This is a genomic window from Propionimicrobium sp. PCR01-08-3 (genome assembly GCF_030286045.1).
Classification (GTDB): Bacteria; Actinomycetota; Actinomycetes; order Propionibacteriales; family Propionibacteriaceae; genus Brooklawnia.
In genome coordinates, this window is the sequence record NZ_CP127391.1 from 1 (window position 1) to 18,811 (window position 18,811).

Below are 18,811 nucleotides of genomic sequence, written 5' to 3' on the forward strand. Positions count from 1 at the left end.
ATGGTCGCAACTACCGCCGACCTCTCGGGCATTCTGCCCAACCAAATCGCTGACGGAATGGTCGAAAAGGTGAAGTACGGCTCCACCATCGCCGCTCTGTCTGCGTCCGAAGCGATGCGCTTCGGAAACGTGAACATCGTCACCTTCGATGCTGACCCTAAGGCGCAATTCGTCGAGGAGCGCGGTGCAAAGGCGTCGCAGGACATCAAGCCCGAGTTTGTGACCGCCGTCCCTCATAAGACGCAGGTCACCTACCGCACCTCGGATGAATTCCTTTGGGCGGACGACGACTACAAGATCGGGATCCTCCAGAAGTTCTCGGAGAAGGCATCACGAGCCCTGGCTCGTGCACTTGATTTCGGCGCATACCACCGAATCAACCCTCTCAGCGGCACCGCGATCACCGCGTGGACCAATTACCTCGGTGCGACGACTATGCGCGTCACTGCTGGCAGCGATCCCGACAAGGAGATCGAGGCGGCGGCCGGGTTGGTCATCAATTCGGACGTGCTGCCGACTGGTGTGGCTATGGACCCGTCCTACGCCTGGCAAATCGCCACTGCCCGTTACCCAGACGACCGGAAGAAGTTCCCTGATTTCGGACTGTCGGTTGACGTAACCCAGTTCCAGGGACTGCGCGCGTCGGTGTCCAACACTGTGTCGGGCAAGCCGGACTCGGCCGACACCGGAGTTCGCGCCATCGTGGGCGACTTCAATCAGGGCATCCGTTGGGGCATCCAGAAGCAGATCCCTTTCACCGTGATTCCGTACGGCGACCCGGACAACTCCGGTCAGGACCTCAAGGGCCATAACGAGGTCGCGCTGCGCGCAGAAATCCTCTACGCCTGGTACGTCTTCGTGGACCGCTTCGCGATCGTCAGCAGCAACACCGGCAGCTAATCGATCCACCCAAAACAGGCACCCTGGCGCGATAGGACGCCAGGGTGCCCCTACGTGAGGCAGGGCAATGCGCATCCAGGTTGACGGCGTCGATTATGCGCCGGCACGTCCACGCAAGATCGGTGTGGCAATCACCACCCGCAATCGCCGCGACGCGTACAGTAAGTCGCTCGCGGCCTGGATTAAGCATCTGCCCATCGGCGTGACCTTGGTCGTGGTTGACGACGCGAGCGAGGTGCCCGTCGATGTGCCGATCTGGGCCACGCTAATCCGCTTCTCCGAGAATCGGGGCGTGGCCGCGGCCAAGAATGCCGGTATCGCGGCGCTCATGGATGCCGGTTGCACCGATCTCTTTCTTGCCGACGACGACACCTACCCTCTCGTAGATGGCTGGGCCGAGCCGTACCTGTCGAGCCCTGAGCCGATCGCCTGCTACATGTGGGGCGATCCGGTTTATCAGGACGACGACGTGCTCGGCTATTCGTGGCCGCACGGTTGCCTCGTCTACGCCGAGCGTTCGGTTATTGACCGCATCGGCGGCTGGTGGGGTGCCGGCGTCTGGGGCGGCGAGGATTCCGATTTTCTGCGCCGTGCCCACAACGCCGGTTTGTCGCGCTGCGAGTTCCAGGACGTGCACCATGGCCGCATCTTCGAGGCTCTGGACGAGCACGGCAGCGTGGAGTCTTCAGTATCTGAGGATGTGCGCCGTGTCTGGCGCGCAGACCTACTGGAGGCACGCAAAGACTCTGCAGAGTTTGTTCCCTACCGCGAGCATGTGGCGACGGAAGCCAGCCCGGTTTTGAGCGTGCTGGTGCCGTCCGTAGCATCACGGCGAGACACTTTCCTGCCCTCAATTCTCGATCAGCTCTACGGCCAGCACGAGGCACTGTCCGATGTCGACCGGAGCCGGATCGAGATCCTGACTCTCGTCGATGCGAAGGGCGTCTCGCTCGGGCAGAAGCGCAACGACATGATCAACCTCGCGCGCGGCCGCTACGTCGTGTTCGTTGACGACGATGACCGGCTCGAAGACGACTATCTCGTAGCCCTACTTGAGGCTGCCAATTCCGGCGCCGACGTGATCACTTTCCACGTCTCGGTCTCCACTGATGGCGGAAGCCCGACCGTCTGCAAATACGGGCTCGAATATGAGCATAACGAGAACATCGCGAACGAATTCCACCGCATCCCGAACCACATCTGCATGGTCCGCCGGGATCTCGCTTCAAGGTCGCCGTTCCCGGACAAGAGTTTCGGCGAGGACTCGGAGTACGCAGCACGGCTAAGGCCCCTGCTGCTGTCCGAGCACAAGATCGATCGCGTCCTCTACCACTACGACTATGTGCCGTCGCAATCCGAAACACGGGTCGTCAACGAGGCGCAGTCCCGTATCGGGAACGCGACCCGGAAGCCAACCGCCGACCTGGTGATCCTGTCGAAGGCCGACACCGCAAAGTTGCGCGAGATGACGCAGCACACCATCGACACGGCCCGCGAGAATGCTGGACGCAATCCCGATCCGCTCGTGATCAACGTGATCGTCATTGAACAGACTGAGGGCGTCCGCTATCGGGGCGCGACGACCGTCCACATGCCAGGACCATTCGCTTACAACAAGTTCATGAACAACGGAGCCAGGCGAGGTTTCGCCCCCTGGGTCGTGTTCGCCAACAATGACCTGGAGTTCGAGCCCGACTGGCTCGCGGAGCTTCTCGCAGCCGACCATGAGCTTGTTTCCCCGGTCAATCCGGGCGACGACCGTCAGCGCGGCTTCACCGTCAACGAGTCCGGCTGGACGAACGGTCGGCATTTCTGTGGCTGGTGTTTCATGATGAAACGCAGCCTGTGGGAGGAACTACACGGGCTGGACGAGGACTTCATTTTTTGGTGCGCAGACGACGTTGTCATTGAGCAGGCGCGGGCTGTCGGCGTGAAACCCATGCTGGTGTCGGCCGCGAGGGTGAAACATCTGACGTCGAAAACGGCAGGCACCAGCGTCCCCGACGAGCTGACGTGGGGAATGGTCCGCCTGTTTGAGGACAAGTACGGCGTGAAGAAGTTCGAGAACGACTCCCGATATACGGCATGGAAGCGGGCGAACCCGAGATGAGAATCGCTGTCGGCGTGGTCGCGGTTTTATCCCGCTTAGAGCAGGCGATGCGGCTGTCAACCGAGGTGGGCGCCGAGGTTCTGCAGGTCGACGACGGCGGATATGGCGAGCGCGTCAATCATCAGGAAACCCTCAGAAGGCTGGCTGGGACGGGCGCTGACGTGCTGGTGATGCTGGAGGATGACGCGATCCCCTGCACTGGTTTCCGGAGCGCCCTGGACGACTATTTGGTGGCCAGGATGCGCCCGGAGATCGTGTCCCTGTATTTGGGTACCGGTCGTTGGGCGGGTACATCGCCGAGCGTTCAGGGTCCGAGAGTCCAGGCCCTGATTGATCGCGCTGACGCCCGCGGCGATAGGTGGATTTTCGCTGACGCGTTATGGCATGCGGTCGGTTTGGCGATCCCTCAGTGCATTGCCGGATCACTACTCGATTACTTGGCAGGCGACCCGTCGCCGACCGATGAGGCGATCACTCATTGGGCCCGGAAGCGCGGCGAAAAGATCGCGTATACGCATCCGAGCCTGGTCGACCATCGGGACGATGAGCGTGTGGTGGACCAGCCGGAGGACTTCGTCCCACGGCATGCGATCCGATTCAGGGGGTAACCGATGGAGCCGTTCGCGACAGCCGACTATTACACGTCCAACGGTTTTGGCGCGCCGTTCGATCATCTGGACGCCATGCTGGCCAGGGCGTCCCGGATCGTCCGGGCCGAAACTACGGCGCGCGGCTACGACATCGACCAGCTGATTGCGGATGGGAGGGTGGACCACAATCTGGTGGCCGACATTGTGTGCGACATGGTCGCCTACGCGCAGGCCGGCCCCGGTGTTGGCGTCAACAGCATTCAGCAAACCACCGGGCCGTTCCAGAAAACCTTCCAGTACGCCACGTCGGTCGGCTCGTTGAGTTTCACGAAAGTGCATTGGAAGCGTCTCGGCCTGGGTGGTCAGGGCGCGTTTGAGGTTGACCTACTGAAGGGTTCGCGTGATGGATGAGTGGATGGTTCCGGTTGTCCGGTTGCGTGAATCTGAGCCCGAGCATGACGACTACGGCGACCCGATTATCGGGTCTGGGGCAATCTCGTCCACACCCCTACCTGACGCCCTGTTTGCGCCCGGCGGCACCTCGGAGCCGGTCGAGCCGGGAGCAACCCCGGTCATCACCCAGCCAACCGTCTACTGGCCGGATAAACGTCCGGATGTGGTAGCCACCGACGTGCTGGTCATTGACGGCACCAAATACACGGTGGAGGGAAAGCCAGCAGATTGGCCGATGGGCCTATCGGTGACGTTGAAGGCTGTGGAGGCGAAAACATGGCGAAAGTGAATGTGGAACTGAACCACGCGAAGATCGCCCAGTTTTTGAAGGGCACCGATGTGACCAGCGCGGTCCGCTCGGCCGGGAACACGGTGAAGGGCCGTTGCGGTGACGGTTTCGAGGCCGATGTGTCCACGAAGGGGGATCGTTCCCGCGCCTATGTGCGCGCGGTCTCTGCGAAGGCGAAGCTGAAGCAGGCCAAGGATCACGCGATCGAGAAGGCTGTGGGTGAAGGCCTATGAAGCCACCCGATCTGAAGAAGCTCATTTCCGCGTATCTTGCGGACGCGATCGGGGTCCGGGTGGTGTCGACACGGCCGGAGAATGAACCCGAGTTTGTTCGGGTGATCGCTACGGGCGGGCAGGGCCGATCGAATCGGGTTCAGCAGCACGTCCAGTTCACGATCGACTCGTATTCCATCTCGACGCAGAACGCCTGGCAGGTGGCTAACTCGGTAGATGAGGCCATGCACAGCCTGCCGCAATCAGATGTTCCCGTCTCTCACGTGCAGGGGTCCACGCCGGCCGACAATCCGGATCCTGACACGGCTTCACCCAGATATTCGGCCACCTATCAACTCACAACTCTTTGCCGTTAAGGAGGCAGACCAATGGCTGTTGATGTAAGCAATGTTCATATTTTTGGTTCGGATGATGATGCGCTCTATTTGGGCCCGTACACCGTCGACCTGGATTCGCTCACCTTGGATTCTGAGGTTCCCGATACTCTCACCGAGTGCGGGTGGCTGTCGGATGATGGGGCGGCGTTGGGGATGGATGATTCGGTGAAGTCGATTACCGGGCATCAGGGCCACGCCGAGGTCACCCAGTTCATGGATGAGTCCAAAACTTCGCTGACGGCGACCGTGCTGGAAACCAAGCTCGACATCATTTTGTGGAATCTGTCCGCGACCGCGGAACGGGTGGGCGAGTACGCGCGGATCCATGCGAAGAAGAACCGCAAGATTGAGAAGCTGTGCGGTGTTTGGGACACGTTTGATACGGAGCATCCCGGCGTGCAGTATCGGTACATTTTCCCGCTGCTTGCGCTGGGTGAGCGCTCCGATGTTGCGTTCAAGGCGGGCGAAATCTCGGCCTGGGCTCACAACCTGGGTGTGTTGAAGGACTTCGACGTGCTCACGAACGCGCCGCAGATCCTGGATGCCTTGAACACCACGGGCAGCTAGCTAGTCTGCCTGGCCCTGTCGTTTCTCTCGCACGGCAGGGCCGGGCCCAAACCCCTAAGCGAGAGACCACCACAACATTTCATGCGAGAGGAAAAACGATCATGACTGAGAAGAAGACCACTGCGAAGGAAGCCGCGAAAGCTGCCGGGGCGAAAATGCCCGCCGATCATGCGGCGAAGGTTGAAGCGTCCGAGGATGAGTTCGTGGAGATCACCTACGACGGGTTCGATCTTCGGTTTGAGAGGGACGCGGTGAACGATTTCGAGCTGCTGGAGCAGGCCAACGCCGGCGCGCCGTTCGCCATGTTCAATCTGATTGTCGGGGATCAGAAGGCTTCCGTGTTGAAGCATTTGAAGGGCGACAACAAGCGGCTCGGCATGGATGTTGTGAACGAGTGGCTCAACGGCCTGTTTGAGGCCATTCAAGCGGGAAACTGATCAGCCTGCCCGGGCTTCTGGCGGAGTTCGGGCAGGAGATCGAAGCCGACCTGCAACGCGTCTACGGCGTGGACATGCTCGACCTGTATCGGGGACGGATGACCCCACGCAAAGCGTGGGTGCTCATCTCCCAGCTTCCGCCGGGATCGAACCTGGCGCGTGCTGTCGGCGGGAACGGCTACTGGTCCCATGAAGAAGTAGCCATCCACGAGGAAGGCTGGGCGATCCGCTCCTCACTGGCAGGGAAGAAGATCCCGCAACCCAAGCCGCCCGAGGTCGGCTGGCGGGACAAGCAACGCGAACAACAAGAACGATTCGTCCGGAAAGCCGAGGCGCTGCAGCAGCGCAGCACTTAACAGCTACTTCGAGAGTGTGTACGTGATGTAGCCGTTGTTTTGGCCAGTCCAAGTCTGGTCAGCAACCTCGCTGATGACCTCCCAGCCATCGGCCTTGAATTTGGCCAGCTTCTTGGCGTCATTACCGCCACCCAGCCTCTTGCCCATAAACAACCGAACAACTTTGGTCTTCTGCTTACCCATGACCCACATCCTAACTGGCTGCGGGTTTTTTCATGCCCGGGAGGTGTCATGGCTCTCGATCTCGGTACGGCCTGGATTCAGATTTCTCCCAGCATGAAGGGCGTTCGCGCCTCGGTTGAGAAGGAGCTTGGTGGGGTCAACACCACCAAGATGACTTCCAGCATTTCGGGTGCGTTCACGAGTGTGGCGAAGATCGGCGGCGCCGCGCTGGCCACGGTGGGTGGGGCTGTTGCTGGTCTGGCCGCGAAGGGCGGCATTGACCGTGCGCTGAGTATCGAGAATGCGCAGGCCAAGCTGACCGGCTTGGGTCACGACGCCAACTCGGTGTCCGGGATCATGAAGTCGGCCCTGGACTCGGTGAAGGGTACCGCTTACGGGCTCGGTGACGCCGCGACCGTCGCCGCGTCTTTGTCGGCTGCCGGCGTCCAGTCGGGCGAGCATATGACCAATGTGCTGAAGACTGTCGCCGACACCGCCCAGATTTCGGGCCGCTCTCTCACCGACATCGGCACGATCTTCGGGTCTGTCGCCGCCCGCGGCAAGCTGCAGGGCGACGACATGCTCCAGCTCATGAGCTCGGGCGTGCCCGTTCTCCAGTTCTTGTCGGATCAGCTGGGTGTCACCTCGGCGGACGTGTCCGACATGGTGTCGAAGGGTCAGATCGACTTCGAGACGTTCGCGGCCGCGATGGAGGCAGGTCTGGGCGGCGCTGCACTCGCTGGCGGCGACACGTTTGTTGGCGCGATGGCGAACGTTCAAGCAGCCTTGAGCCGTTTGGGTGCCGCTGGGGCCACACCTGCCCTCGAAGCGATCCGTGTCGTGGGTGTCGCGCTCATCCCGGTCATTGATGGGTTGACGACAGCCCTTCAACCCTTGTTTGACAGCTTCAGTGAGTCCGCCCTGGCCGGTGCGGAACGCTTGGCTGGCGGGCTGGAGCGCGTTAGTAACACGATATCCGGCGGCCAGGTGAACATCTCTGGGTTTACGGGCGTATTCGCGGGCCTTGCACCGGTAATTGGTGCGGCGGCTTCAGCACTCGCCCCGCTGCTCAAGGGGATACCGATTCTCGGGCCTGAGTTCGCCAAGCTTGGTGGCCCTGTCGGCCTGGTTGTCGGCCTGTTCGCGTCCATGGTCGCCAGCTCTGAGCCGCTGCGTAGTGCGCTTGGTGAACTGTTGCAGGCTGCAGGACCCGCCCTGTCGTCCGCCTTCCAGATTGTTGGAAGCGTGGCCACGCAGATGGGTGGGGCGTTCGGGCAGGTTGGTGACGCGATCGCCCCGTTCGTTCAGGCGATCGCCGATGCTCTGCCCGGCGTCCTGAACGCGTTGATGCCTGCTTTGGGTGCGGTGCTCGGGATTCTGCCGATGCTGGTGTCTGTCGGCGCCGATCTTGCTTCCTCGGTGATGCCGCTGCTGGTTACTGGTATCACGCTGGCGTCGAGTGTGATCACCGCGATCCTGCCGGTGATCGAATCGTTCGCGAACTGGATTTCGCAGAACACGGGCCTGGTGAGCACGCTCGCTGCCGGCCTGCTCGTCGGGGTTGGGGCGTTTAAGGCTTTCTCCGGGATTACCTCGATTATCTCCACGGTCACGGGTGTGGTGTCGAAGCTCGGTTTGGCTATCAAGGCTGTCACCGCGGCGATGGCCGCGAACCCTGTCGGTCTGGCTATCGCCGCTATCGCTGCCCTGGTTGCTGGCCTGATCTGGGCCTACAACAATGTGGAGCCGTTCCGCAATCTTGTGCAGAACGTGTTCGGGGCGATACGGGACGCGATCGGCGCTGTCGTCAATTGGGTGACCGGCACGGTGATCCCCGCATTCCAGACTGCTTGGAATGCGATCGGCACCGCCATGTCGTGGCTGAACGACAACATTATTCAGCCGGTGTGGACTGCCATCAAGACGGCGATCGCTATCGCAGTGACCGCTGTTGTGGTGATCATCCAGTTTTGGAAGACCGTCATTGAGACGGTTCTCGCCCCGGTGTTCGACTGGCTGTGGCACATCATTATCGAGCCGGTATGGAATGGTATTCAGACGGTTATCGGCGCCGTGGTGGGCTGGTTCCAAAACACTGCATTCCCGATCATTCAGACTGTTGTGAACGCCATATCGACGGCGTTCACGTGGGTGCGGGATCAGATTTCTGCCGTCTGGTCGTGGATTCAGTACAACATTATTCAGCCGGTAATCGACTGGCTGGTCGGGGTCGTCGTCAATTCATTTACATTCTGGCGCGACACGATAGTTGGCGTCTTCAACACCGTGCGCGACGGGATCGGTCTCGCCTGGGATTGGATCCGCTACAACATCGTGCAGCCGGTCGTGGATTGGTTCCAAGGCACGATCGTCCCGGCCTTCACGGGATTCAAGGATAACGTCGTCGGCGCCTTTGAGGCGATGCGTGACGGTATTGATACTGCGTGGACTGCCATCAAGGGCATCGCTGCGAAGCCGGTTGAGTTTGTGATCAACCGGGTGGTTGCACCCCTGGTGGAGACCTATAACGATGTTGCTGGAGTCTTTGGTGTTGACGCTGTCACGGTGCCGCATTTTGAGGCCGACTATTGGTCTGGTGGCTACACAGGGCCTGGCGGCAAGTATCAGCCGGCGGGCACGGTGCATGCGGGCGAGATTGTCTGGTCTCAGGATGACATCGCTGCCCATGGTGGCGTCAAGGCGGTCGAGTCGATGCGGCTGTGGCGCGGGTATGCGAACGGCGGCGTCGTGGTTCCGGTCGACGGGTACACCGTCTCGTCGGGGTATGGCTACCGTAACGGGCCGTTCTATGGCGCGGAGATGCATGACGGCATCGATATGGCGGTCCCGTCGGGGACGCCGGTCAAGGCAGCCGCCTCGGGCATGGTTGTTCGTGCTGGTTGGAATGGTGGCTACGGCAACTACGTCGAGATCAACTCGGGTGCTTTCAGCACCTTCTACGGGCACCTGTCGTCGATCATTGCTTCGGCAGGCCAGCAGATAGCCGCCGGGGCGATCCTCGGTCTCGTCGGATCTACCGGCGCATCCACGGGCCCGCACCTGCATTTCGGCGCGAAGGACGCCTCCGGTGCGTCAATGGACCCGAACCAGCTTTTGGATGGTGCGATTTCGGGTGGCGGGTTCGACGTGCTCGGCATCATCGACAAGATCAAGGGATTCCTCGGCATCATGGACGAGCTGTCCAACAATCCGTTCACCAGCATGGTGAAGGGTGCCGGAACGAGCCTGATCAACGCGGCCGTGGACTGGGTGCAATCGAAGATTGCTTCGATCTTCAGCTTCAGTGGTTCGGACGGCAGTTTCGATAATTGGTGGTCGGCTGCGATAGCTGTTGCCGGAGCCAATTACGCGCAGTATCGGGATGCGGCTCAGATTGTGGCGCAGAACGAGTCGGGCATGAATCCGAATGCTGCCAACGATTGGGATTCAAATGCGGCGGCGGGTATTCCGTCGAAGGGGCTGATGCAGTTTATCCAGCCGACGTTTGATGCGTACGCCTGGCCGGGACACAACAATTGGCTGAATCCGGTCGATCAGATTCTCGCATTCTTCCGGTATTCGCAGGCACGCTATGGCGGGCCGAACAATGTGCCGGGTGTTGTCTCGGTTCGCAATGGCGGCGGATATGTCGGGTACGCGACCGGCACCAATAATGCGCGCCGGGGTCTCGCATGGGTGGGTGAGAACGGCCCGGAGCTGGTGGATTTCGAGGGCGGGGAGCGCGTCTACGACGCCGATGAATCCAAGCGTTTGGGCCGCGGGACCACCGTCGTATTTTCGCCCACCTACAAGGAGGACGATCGCAGCGTTCGCCGCGATCTCGACGACCTGCTGTGGGGTTTGCGAGAGGTGGTTTAGGTGTATTCGATCAAAGTGACCGACGGGCTGGGGGTCGTCCTGCATGCGTCCGCGAATCATACGGACTTGCAGGACGGCGTCCTGACCGATGCCGCCGGGCTCGACGGGACAAGCTCAGAGCTGACCAAGGAGGATCTTCTTGGTGACGGCGCCGCAATCGGAAACATGCGGCGCCCTGGCCGTGAGGTCACGCTTGAGGGGACCTTGGTCGGGTCTGAAGATCAGGTTAAGTCTGCGCTCGCGCGCATACCGGGCCTTTTCAGCGACAAGCAGCTCGGCACGCTTGAGGAGGATCGCGACGGAGCCGTTCGCACGTGCCAGGTTGTCTTGGACGGCCAGCCGAAGGTGTCCGCCGTGTTCAACGACGAGGAGTCTGTCGCAGATTGGCAGCTCCCCCTTTTCGCCCCCGACCCTCACCTTTACGGCTCCCCGCGTCAAACATTGCTGCATCCGGTGGGCTCTGGTGTGGGTTTGCAATACCCTCTGTTTGCGCCGAAGGTCACCACCCGCGAGTCCCGCCGGAATCTGATGGTCTACCCGCGCACCACGGCGTCGCGTGCGGTTGGTGATGCGTCTGTCAGTGCGGGAGCGAGCCAGAACGGTTGGGGCGTCGCTGCAACTCGTGCCATCGTCGTTGCAGACGGTGGTGTGCCGTCCGGCTCTGGGTATGTGTCGCAAATCCGCCCGTCAGGCGCAGGTAGGGCGGCAACAGGTTTGCATTTGGCTATAACCGACCCGTCCGCGTTCGGGGCGGCTGAGGGTGTGACGTATACGGGGTCGATCTACGTCCGTACGTCGATTGATATCTCCATACGAGCGGCGCTGCGCTTCTTGAAGCAGACCGCCCCAGTGGTCGGCAATCTGAAGCAAGAGTACGGCGACCCTCAGCTGGTGCGGGCTGGGCAGTGGGTGCGGCTTTCGGTGTCAAGTAATGCACCCGCGACTACCACTAATGCGCAAGTGTTTTTGTACGCAGCCGCCGTGACCGACTTCCCTGCTGGTACCACTCTGGACCTGGACGCCTGCCTGATCGAGCAGTCGGATGTGCTTGGTGACTATTTCGACGGTGCGAAGGCGTCCACTCCCGAGCATCGTTACGCCTGGGCTGGCACACCGGATGCGTCGGAGTCGATCGAGTTTGAGGTGACGCGCGGCCCCTCGATCCTGAGTTTCGGCGCCGCCCGCAATGTGCAGCGTCAACTCACCAACGACGGCAACGCGACCGCCTACCCGACGTTCACCGTTGAGGTGGATGACGGCTCCGGCTTCCGGCTGACCGACGGCGAGCATGTGGTCGAGTGGGTCGGCGCCTGCTCAAAAACGGTGCCGGTGACGGTCGATATGGGCGGCACAGTGACGGTCAACGGGCTCGATCGCAGTGTGCAGCTGTCGCGTGCCGACTGGTTTGGTGTACCCCCGCACGGTTCGATCACGGTCCGTTTGGAGACGTTGCAGGGCGGCACCGGTAGCGCGCTTGCCACGGTACGAGACACCTGGATTTAGGAGAGAGACATGGGATATCCGCTTGGGCTCGCACCGATCGAGACTGCATCCGGCGACATCCGGGGCACCACCCCGGACGGGATGCAGCGGCTGCTCGGATCACGCTGGGGCAACCCTGGCATCATTGCGGGCTGCCAGGTTGTCGGCGGCAATGACATGTTGTGGCACTACAAGGCCGGCGCTGTGGTTGTGTCCACCGGTGTCGGGCTCGCTGTGGAGGTGCCGCTGGAGTCGGGCACGATCGCTGCGCTTCCGGCCCCTGCGACCGGTTCACGCCGGGACTACATCTATGTCACGGCCACAACAGGCACCAATGGCGATCTGGTCGGTCAGGTGCGGATCGGGTCGGAGATGGCCACGCCGGGCACCACTATCGCGTCCGCGCTCGTGCCTGCCGGTGCGACATCGACCGCGCAGATGGGGGTCGACAAAGCGCAGCGTTTCGCTTTGCCTGTTACGGCGTCGACCGGCAAGATCGCCGAATGGAGAGACGACTACGGCCAGGACGTGCCTTACGACGGGCCGGAGTGGACCGCTTTTCAGGGCACCCTGCCGATCTTCCCGACCGACCGGGAGTTAGAGCTGCGCATCACGCAGTCCATCTCGACCGCCCGATACAACGACCCGTACAAGTGGGATCGGGGCATCTACAAGCACCGCATCAAACTCAACGGAGTCTCGAAGTTTGATTTCGCGGCCGAGTACACGGACGCGTGGGAACCTAAGACATTCATTCTCCCGCTCCAGGTGGCCGCGAACACGCAGAACACGATCACCTACACGGAGGTGTTCGCGTGGGGCTCGAAGCCGTACCGGTTTGTTTCCGGGGTTGATGCCGGCATCCAGATTTGGGATAAGGGCGCAATCCAGTGAGCTGGTCGGTGCATCTGATTGAGACGCTCACCGGGCAGGTGGTGGCCAGGATCGGTCCGACCGCTGCGACGTGGTCGGATGGTCCGCTGAACGGAATCCCCGAGTGCAAAGCGACCGTCCCGAAGTACGGTCTGCCGCGGCGTCGTGTGGACGGCGGTGATCTGCCGGACGTGCTGCGCGAATACTGGGAACGCTCAATCTTCCCGTGGTCCAACGGTCTGCTGGTCTGCTACGACGGGCAGCCGCTCACTGCCGGGCCGATCACCGCACCCCCGGCCGAGAAGCTGCTCACGGTCGACCTGTCCGCTCAGGGCATTGAGGCGCTGCTCAATCAGTGGATCGTGCTCGACAAAAACTATCCGGATGGTGAGGCTCTCGCGAAGGGCGGCAACGTCAAACTGTCGGCCGGCAACCTCTCCAGACTCGCCTGGCTGTACGTGCAGCAGAGCATCCAGCGCAACGGATACCTACCGATCGTGGACGGCATGCCGGACGCTGACGGAACCGCGAACTACCGGGACATGGAGCCCTGGAATTTGCAGAACAACGGGCTGTGGAAACGGCTCACGGAGATGACCGAGGTCATCAACGGCCCGGACATCGCTTTCCGCCCGGAGTGGATGCCGGGCGAGGAGGGCTCCCGTATCCGGTGGCGCATGGTTGCCGGATCGACGGTCAGCCCGTATATCGGGCAGGAGCGGATGCCGCGCATCGACATGACGGCGCCGCACTCCACTATCACCAGCGTCGGCCCCAAGGTTGCGTGGACGCCCTCCACGCGTGTCTACGGCTACGGGTCGGGTGAGGGTGCCGGGCAGATTATCGCGATCGCGACCGCTGAGGATTCGATCCGGTATCGGTTGCCGGTTCTTGAGTCGGTGATGGCTGACGGTGGCGTCGATAACGCCGAGCTGGTGCAGCAGCACACGGACGCCGACGTCGCAGCGAAAGCCAAGCCCACGGTGCAGGTGCCGATCAGTCTCGCCTGCGATGATCCGTCGGCTGGCGTCTCACGCTGGTGGACGGGTGACGCGTGCATGCTCGTGCCGGACACCCGCTGGTGGTCGATCCCCAAGGCTACGAAGCCGTGGCGGTGCATTAACCGCTCGGGCACGGTCGGCGCATCCACGTACACGGTCGAACTTCAGGAGGACTGATGGTGCAGCGCGTCAATTTGAATCCTGATACGCGTGAGGTGGCTCGTCGTCTGGCCTCGCGTATCTCGAAGGCGCAGGCTAAGCAGACCGCGCCCGCCGGCGTGAAGGACCTCGGCAAGCGCGGCGACATGGTGTGGACGGTGCCGACCGGCCAGGTTGATGCTGACGGTAACGAGATTGTTATTGACCGGACGGTCAAAAACGAGGCCGAGCGCCTGACTGTTGTTTCGGAGAAGGCGGAGCAGATCGCCTCTGAGGTCGCGACGATCACTGACGACGTGCAGGCCGCACAGTCCGCAGCCGATCAGGCCGCTCAGGACGCGCTGAGAGCCCTCCAGGAGGGCATTGTGCAGGTGGTTACCGAGTGGGCGGTTTCGAGCTCCGAGACGACCGCACCCACCACCGGCTGGTCAACAACCACACCGGTTCGCACTGCGGGCACCTTCATTTGGGAGCGCGTTACTACCGAGAAGGGCGACGGCACTTCTTCGGTTTCGGCGCCGGTGCTTCTGACGGGCAACGCGGGCGCCCCTGGCGATGATGGGGCTCCGGGGCGCGGGATCGTTTCCTCGGCGGTGGCCTATCAGGCCTCAACCTCAGGCACTGTTGTGCCCTCTGGCACCTGGCAGACCGTGATCCCGGCTGTCGGCGCCTCGCAATTCTTGTGGACACGCACCATCATCACCTACACGGACAACTCCACGACGAACAGTTACTCAGTCGGGAAGATCGGTTCAGATGGAGCTCCAGGTACTCCAGGTACTCCGGGGGCTCCGGGAGCTCCGGGTAAAGACGGAGCTGGAGTGTCCTCCATCACGCCCTACTACATCCTGACAGGTGCTGGAGCTGGGGCCCCGGCAAAGCCCACGGCCAATCCTCCGGGAGGCTCTTGGACGATCACGGAGCCTGCCTACACCACAAGCACAGCTTTGTGGTCCGCACCCCTCACAGTGAAGACGGACGGAACGTTCAGCTGGGGAGATGTGAGCAAGGTCTCTTCTTACACTGCTGCAAGCCAGGCAATGGAGGTCGCCAACCTTGCGGATGCCTCAGCTAAGGGTTTGATCAAGTTCTCCACAACCGACCCTGGCCAAGCTGTTGGCCGGATCTGGGGAGTCACCAACTCATCCGGTCAGCTCATTGGGCTGAAGTATTCCAACGGGACTGCTTGGTCGAGCTACACCATCATGGCTGATCAGATCCTTGTTCCTGGCAGCGCCGGTACGGTATCCATTGCCGATGGGGCTATCACGGCCCCCAAGGTGACCGCAAGTGAAGCTCTACTGGAAAAGCTATTGGTGCGCAAGATTACTGCAGGCGAGATCGACGTGCAAGACCTGCTGCTGTCGGGGCAATTCAAAACCGCTGGTTTCGATGAGGGTCAAGGCGTCCTCATCGACCAGGGTGGCGTGGTGGCGAAGGGGACGGACGCCGACGGCAACGAGAGTTTGGCGATTCTCGGTTCGGACGGCGCCCTCACCGCGGTCGGAGCTAATCTGGTCGGCGGCTCTCTGACGATCAATGCGGAGGACGGCGACGCCACACACTTCGAGGAGGGTTTCGAGTCTGGGGTAATATCCACCGCGTTCAAGCAGCCTAATCGTTGGCTGGAGGTAATTGAGTCGGGATTCTCGGCACCAGGAGTTAGCTCAACAGCACATACTGGCACCAAAAGCCTTACCATGAGCCACAAGCGCACGGTAGGCAATTCCCTCGGGTCGGGGTCATATATTCGGAATGAATCCAAGATTCAAATCGAACTGACCGGTCTCAACTCGTCCCTATCTTCTTATCTCTTGTCTTTCTGGCTATATATTCCGAACTATAAGACGTATGGGGATTTAAGGGCTGTTGAGTCAAAGATTCAGGTGCTGAATTGGAGCCAAGAGTCAGGCAATTTCTATTACCCGTCTACCTCGCTGAGTTTGAGTGGCAGTAGTCTCAGTGATCTTGGCACCGGTTGGGTCCATATCGAGAATGTAAAACTCGTGGCCGCCAACACCCTCCGGGTGATCATCAAAGCCGAATTAAGCCTTGATAATACCAGCACTCCGGCATTGCCCTGCTATCTCGACGATGTGGTGATAGACGGCAACTTTGGTCAAAGCTCGGTTAGAATATCGAGCGCCGATGGTGCTAATATTGTGTGGACCGACGAGGTTGGCGCACAGATTGGCAAGCTGGGCGTGAATCCCGCCTTGGGTACCATCAAAATGACCACGCCGCGACTAGATACCAGCCAAGATGTGGGGCTAGGCGGCAAACTGTATATAGGCAATAACAGCTCGATGTTGTTCGCCAGCCCATCTCAGGTTGGTGATTTACCTGATGGCACGGACCTGAATTATAAGACGGAGCGCGGTTGGTTCGTCACTACCGAAAATCCGGTTGGGATTGCCAATTCTCCTGTGTCCGGCGGGTTCATGCTGCGGGTGGAGCTGTTGTCGCCAACGACTTTTATTACTCCAAGATCAGGGTTTTTGCAAACGTTGGTCACGCCCGACGGTGTCACCTATATCCGAAGCAAGAAGCTGACCGAGTGGGGCAAATGGGGGATTGTCGCCGCCAATCTCACAGATTGGAAAATAGTCCCATCAGCGGTCGGCATATTCGTCGAGGACATCCAAGTGTGCAAGACCGGCAATCTTGTTTCCCTGCGGGGCAGGTCGCCGTCCCGCACATGGGCAGCGGGCTGGACGAAAGTGGGGACCATTCCAGCCGGATATAGACCAGCCGCAGGCCACCAGGTAGCAGTCGACGTGTGCGAGAACTTCGGAAACATCGGATGTAACGCAGCCATCTTCCCGGACGACGACAACTCGCTGTATGTGTGGACCGGCGGCGGTACCGGGACGCTCGTCTTCGGTGGCTCGTGGATAGCGGAGGCGTAAATGATCCCCATGGAGCCGCCCGTCGTCGGCCTGATCAACGATGCCGCCGCCATCCTGGTCGCCCTGGGCGCGCTCCTGGTAGCCGCGCTCGTGATGCTCGGCAAGGTCCACGCGCAGGGCAGAGAAATCCGCGACCAGGTGTCCAACACACACCAAACCAACCTGCGAGACGACCTCGACAAAGTCAAAGACATCGCGGGTGAGGTCACGAAGCTCGGGCCGCAGATGCACGAGATCACCGAGCAAATCCGGGCGATAGCCGGGCGTACAGCCAGCATCGAGGGCAAGGTTCAGTCGATGGCTGACGTCCAGTCGTCGCAGGGCCACCAACTCGGCGACATCAAGCGCGACCTGTCGGACGAGCGAGCAGAGCGCCGCCAAGATTCGGAGCGCATTCAGACCATCGACAGTAACGCCCGGGACGAGCATCAACGCATGTGGCGAGCGATCGGCCGCAAACGCACCAACTGAATATCCGACCAACCCGAGCCCGCCACGTGCGGGCTTTTTTCATGCCCGGAGGCCGCATGCACGCACTGATCATCATCTGCGTCTGCCAATCAATCCTGCTCATCGTCGCCGGCCTCACCATCGCCTACGACATCCATCTCAACCACAAGGAGCAATAACCATGGACTGGCTCAATCTCGAACCCGACGAATACAAGCTGCTGAATGTTCACTACAGCCCCGGCCGTGAGGGTCACGCCATCGACAAGGTGGTAATCCACCACAACGGCGGCAGCCTCTCGATCCAGCAAATCTGGGACGTCTGGCAGACCCGTGAAGCCTCCGCGCATTACCAGGTGGACGTGAACGGGCGCATCGGACAGCTCGTCAACGACTCAGACACCGCGTGGCACGCCGGCGACTGGGGAACCAACCTGACCTCAATCGGTATCGAGCACGCAAACCTGCCCGGCTCGATGGCCATCTCCGATGCCACATACGAGGCGGGCACGCACCTCACGGCTGCGATCTGCCGCCACTACGGACTCGGCCTGCCGACCTGGGGGCAAAACCTGTTCCCTCACCGCAATTTCACAAGCACGTCGTGTCCCGGTGAGATCTGGACCAAGTGGCGCGACTGGTATCAGGAGCGGGCCCGCTGGTACTACAACAACCTCAGCGCGGACACGGGCAGCGCGCCTGCGGTAGCCGCCCCAGCGAGCGGCGGCGCCGTCAGCTTCCCCGCCTACCCGTTCGACCCGAACGGCTGGGACCGGCTAGGCGATATCGAGGGACCGGACCAGGTGCACGGCGGCGACGCCCGATACGACGGCGACAACGTCCGGGCCGCTATCCAGGCCGTCCAGCGCTGGCTCATCATCCACGGATACGCCGAAGTCGACCACGACGACGGATGGGCCGACGGCATCTTCGAGCAGCCCACCATCGACGCCGTGAAGCGTTTCCAGGCGGACTGCATGCCCGGCACCACTTATCCCGGCGAGGTTTGGGCAGACGACTACGCATACATGGCCAGCCATAACAACTAAAAGGAGCAATATGGACGCAACTCAAGCGCTCACCGTCATCATCTCGCTGGCGCTCGTCCCCGCCCTCGTGTGGGGGTTAGCTAAATCTAAGTTGACCGGCGACCAAAAGCGGCTCATCGTGCTGATCGTCGCGATCCTGCTCGGCGTCATCCAGGCCGTCATCACCGGCATCATTGTGCTGCCCGACGCCTGGCTGGACGCCATCGTCCGCGGCCTGATCATGCTCGCCGGCGTCGTCACCACCTCGCAAGCCATGTACGTGCTGCTGCGGGGCAAGCTGGGCGGCGACAGCGGGGACGATACTGACGCACCCGAGGCTCCTGAACGCGCGCTCATCGAGTGATTTGATAGTTGAGGCCCACCATCGCATCTAGCGGTGGTGGGCCTCATTTTTTTGCGTCTACCCTGCGACCCTCACAATCAGCGGGCGCACCTTCGCCCGACTCGCAGCCAGCGCAGCTGCGATCTGCTGTACCTCATGCGGCGTATCCTCCAGCTCGGGGTGCGCCGCCACCAGCGTGTCGTCCGACATGTGC

Annotated in this window: 19 protein-coding genes; 18 read left to right on the forward strand and 1 reads right to left on the reverse strand. The window is 61.3% G+C overall.

Annotated features, from left to right (window positions below):
* The first annotated feature begins 57 nt into the window (after positions 1–57).
* The 10 genes from QQ658_RS15050 to QQ658_RS15095 all read left to right on the forward strand — a co-directional run bounded on the left by QQ658_RS15050 (position 58) and on the right by QQ658_RS15095 (position 6,312).
* A complete protein-coding gene (locus QQ658_RS15050; RefSeq protein ID WP_353057974.1) occupies positions 58–900 on the forward strand; it encodes a DNA-3-methyladenine glycosylase in 843 nt (280 codons plus the stop codon).
* A gap of 67 nt (positions 901–967) precedes the next feature.
* Positions 968–3,010, forward strand: coding sequence for a glycosyltransferase (locus QQ658_RS15055; protein WP_286027178.1), 2,043 nt, complete (start codon positions 968–970; stop codon positions 3,008–3,010).
* The gene (locus tag QQ658_RS15060; RefSeq protein ID WP_286027179.1) at positions 3,007–3,618 is read left to right on the forward strand and encodes a hypothetical protein; all 612 of its coding nucleotides are present in this window, start codon (positions 3,007–3,009) and stop codon (positions 3,616–3,618) included. The genes QQ658_RS15055 and QQ658_RS15060 overlap by 4 nt, the downstream gene beginning before the upstream one ends.
* Positions 3,619–3,621: 3 nt before the next feature.
* Entirely contained in the window at positions 3,622–4,011 is a 390-nt protein-coding gene (locus tag QQ658_RS15065) for a Gp19/Gp15/Gp42 family protein (RefSeq protein WP_286027180.1), read from the forward strand.
* A 4-nt stretch (positions 4,012–4,015) separates the two neighbouring features.
* Positions 4,016–4,342 carry a hypothetical protein gene (locus tag QQ658_RS15070; RefSeq protein ID WP_286027181.1) on the forward strand — a complete coding sequence of 109 codons (327 nt, stop codon included), beginning with the start codon at positions 4,016–4,018 and terminating at the stop codon, positions 4,340–4,342.
* Positions 4,330–4,575, forward strand: a complete 246-nt coding sequence (locus tag QQ658_RS15075) for a hypothetical protein (RefSeq protein WP_286027182.1) — start codon at positions 4,330–4,332, stop codon at positions 4,573–4,575. Before QQ658_RS15070 ends, QQ658_RS15075 begins: the two co-directional genes overlap by 13 nt.
* Complete coding sequence (locus QQ658_RS15080) at positions 4,572–4,931, forward strand: hypothetical protein (protein WP_286027183.1); 360 nt, start codon at positions 4,572–4,574, stop codon at positions 4,929–4,931. Before QQ658_RS15075 ends, QQ658_RS15080 begins: the two co-directional genes overlap by 4 nt.
* 12 nt (positions 4,932–4,943) lie before the next feature.
* Positions 4,944–5,519 (forward strand): hypothetical protein, encoded by a 576-nt coding sequence (locus QQ658_RS15085; RefSeq protein ID WP_286027184.1) that lies wholly within the window; start codon positions 4,944–4,946, stop codon positions 5,517–5,519.
* 101 nt (positions 5,520–5,620) lie between these two features.
* On the forward strand, positions 5,621–5,956 hold the full coding sequence (locus tag QQ658_RS15090; protein WP_286027185.1) for a hypothetical protein: 336 nt from the start codon (positions 5,621–5,623) through the stop codon (positions 5,954–5,956).
* A gap of 98 nt (positions 5,957–6,054) precedes the next feature.
* Entirely contained in the window at positions 6,055–6,312 is a 258-nt protein-coding gene (locus QQ658_RS15095; protein WP_286027186.1) for a hypothetical protein, read from the forward strand.
* Between the two features lie 3 nt (positions 6,313–6,315).
* On the opposite strand, the gene QQ658_RS15100 is transcribed toward QQ658_RS15095, so the two are convergent.
* A complete protein-coding gene (locus tag QQ658_RS15100; RefSeq protein WP_286027187.1) occupies positions 6,316–6,495 on the reverse strand; it encodes a hypothetical protein in 180 nt (59 codons plus the stop codon).
* Between the two features lie 48 nt (positions 6,496–6,543).
* Here QQ658_RS15100 and QQ658_RS15105 point away from each other — a divergent pair, with 48 nt between their 5' ends.
* From QQ658_RS15105 to QQ658_RS15140, 8 genes are all read left to right on the forward strand, one after another.
* Positions 6,544–10,353: a peptidoglycan DD-metalloendopeptidase family protein gene (locus QQ658_RS15105; RefSeq protein WP_286027188.1), complete on the forward strand. Its 3,810-nt coding sequence runs from the start codon at positions 6,544–6,546 to the stop codon at positions 10,351–10,353.
* The gene (locus tag QQ658_RS15110; protein ID WP_286027189.1) at positions 10,354–11,856 is read left to right on the forward strand and encodes a hypothetical protein; all 1,503 of its coding nucleotides are present in this window, start codon (positions 10,354–10,356) and stop codon (positions 11,854–11,856) included.
* Between the two features lie 9 nt (positions 11,857–11,865).
* Complete coding sequence (locus tag QQ658_RS15115; RefSeq protein WP_286027190.1) at positions 11,866–12,729, forward strand: hypothetical protein; 864 nt, start codon at positions 11,866–11,868, stop codon at positions 12,727–12,729.
* On the forward strand, positions 12,726–13,886 hold the full coding sequence (locus tag QQ658_RS15120; protein WP_286027191.1) for a hypothetical protein: 1,161 nt from the start codon (positions 12,726–12,728) through the stop codon (positions 13,884–13,886). The genes QQ658_RS15115 and QQ658_RS15120 overlap by 4 nt, the downstream gene beginning before the upstream one ends.
* Positions 13,886–16,777 carry a collagen-like triple helix repeat-containing protein gene (locus QQ658_RS15125; protein WP_286027192.1) on the forward strand — a complete coding sequence of 964 codons (2,892 nt, stop codon included), beginning with the start codon at positions 13,886–13,888 and terminating at the stop codon, positions 16,775–16,777. Before QQ658_RS15120 ends, QQ658_RS15125 begins: the two co-directional genes overlap by 1 nt.
* Positions 16,778–17,248 (forward strand): DUF2746 domain-containing protein, encoded by a 471-nt coding sequence (locus QQ658_RS15130; RefSeq protein ID WP_286027193.1) that lies wholly within the window; start codon positions 16,778–16,780, stop codon positions 17,246–17,248.
* A 160-nt stretch (positions 17,249–17,408) separates the two neighbouring features.
* Positions 17,409–18,275 carry a peptidoglycan recognition protein family protein gene (locus tag QQ658_RS15135; RefSeq protein ID WP_286027194.1) on the forward strand — a complete coding sequence of 289 codons (867 nt, stop codon included), beginning with the start codon at positions 17,409–17,411 and terminating at the stop codon, positions 18,273–18,275.
* 10 nt (positions 18,276–18,285) lie between these two features.
* On the forward strand, positions 18,286–18,618 hold the full coding sequence (locus QQ658_RS15140) for a hypothetical protein (protein WP_286027195.1): 333 nt from the start codon (positions 18,286–18,288) through the stop codon (positions 18,616–18,618).
* Positions 18,619–18,811: the final 193 nt, after the last annotated feature.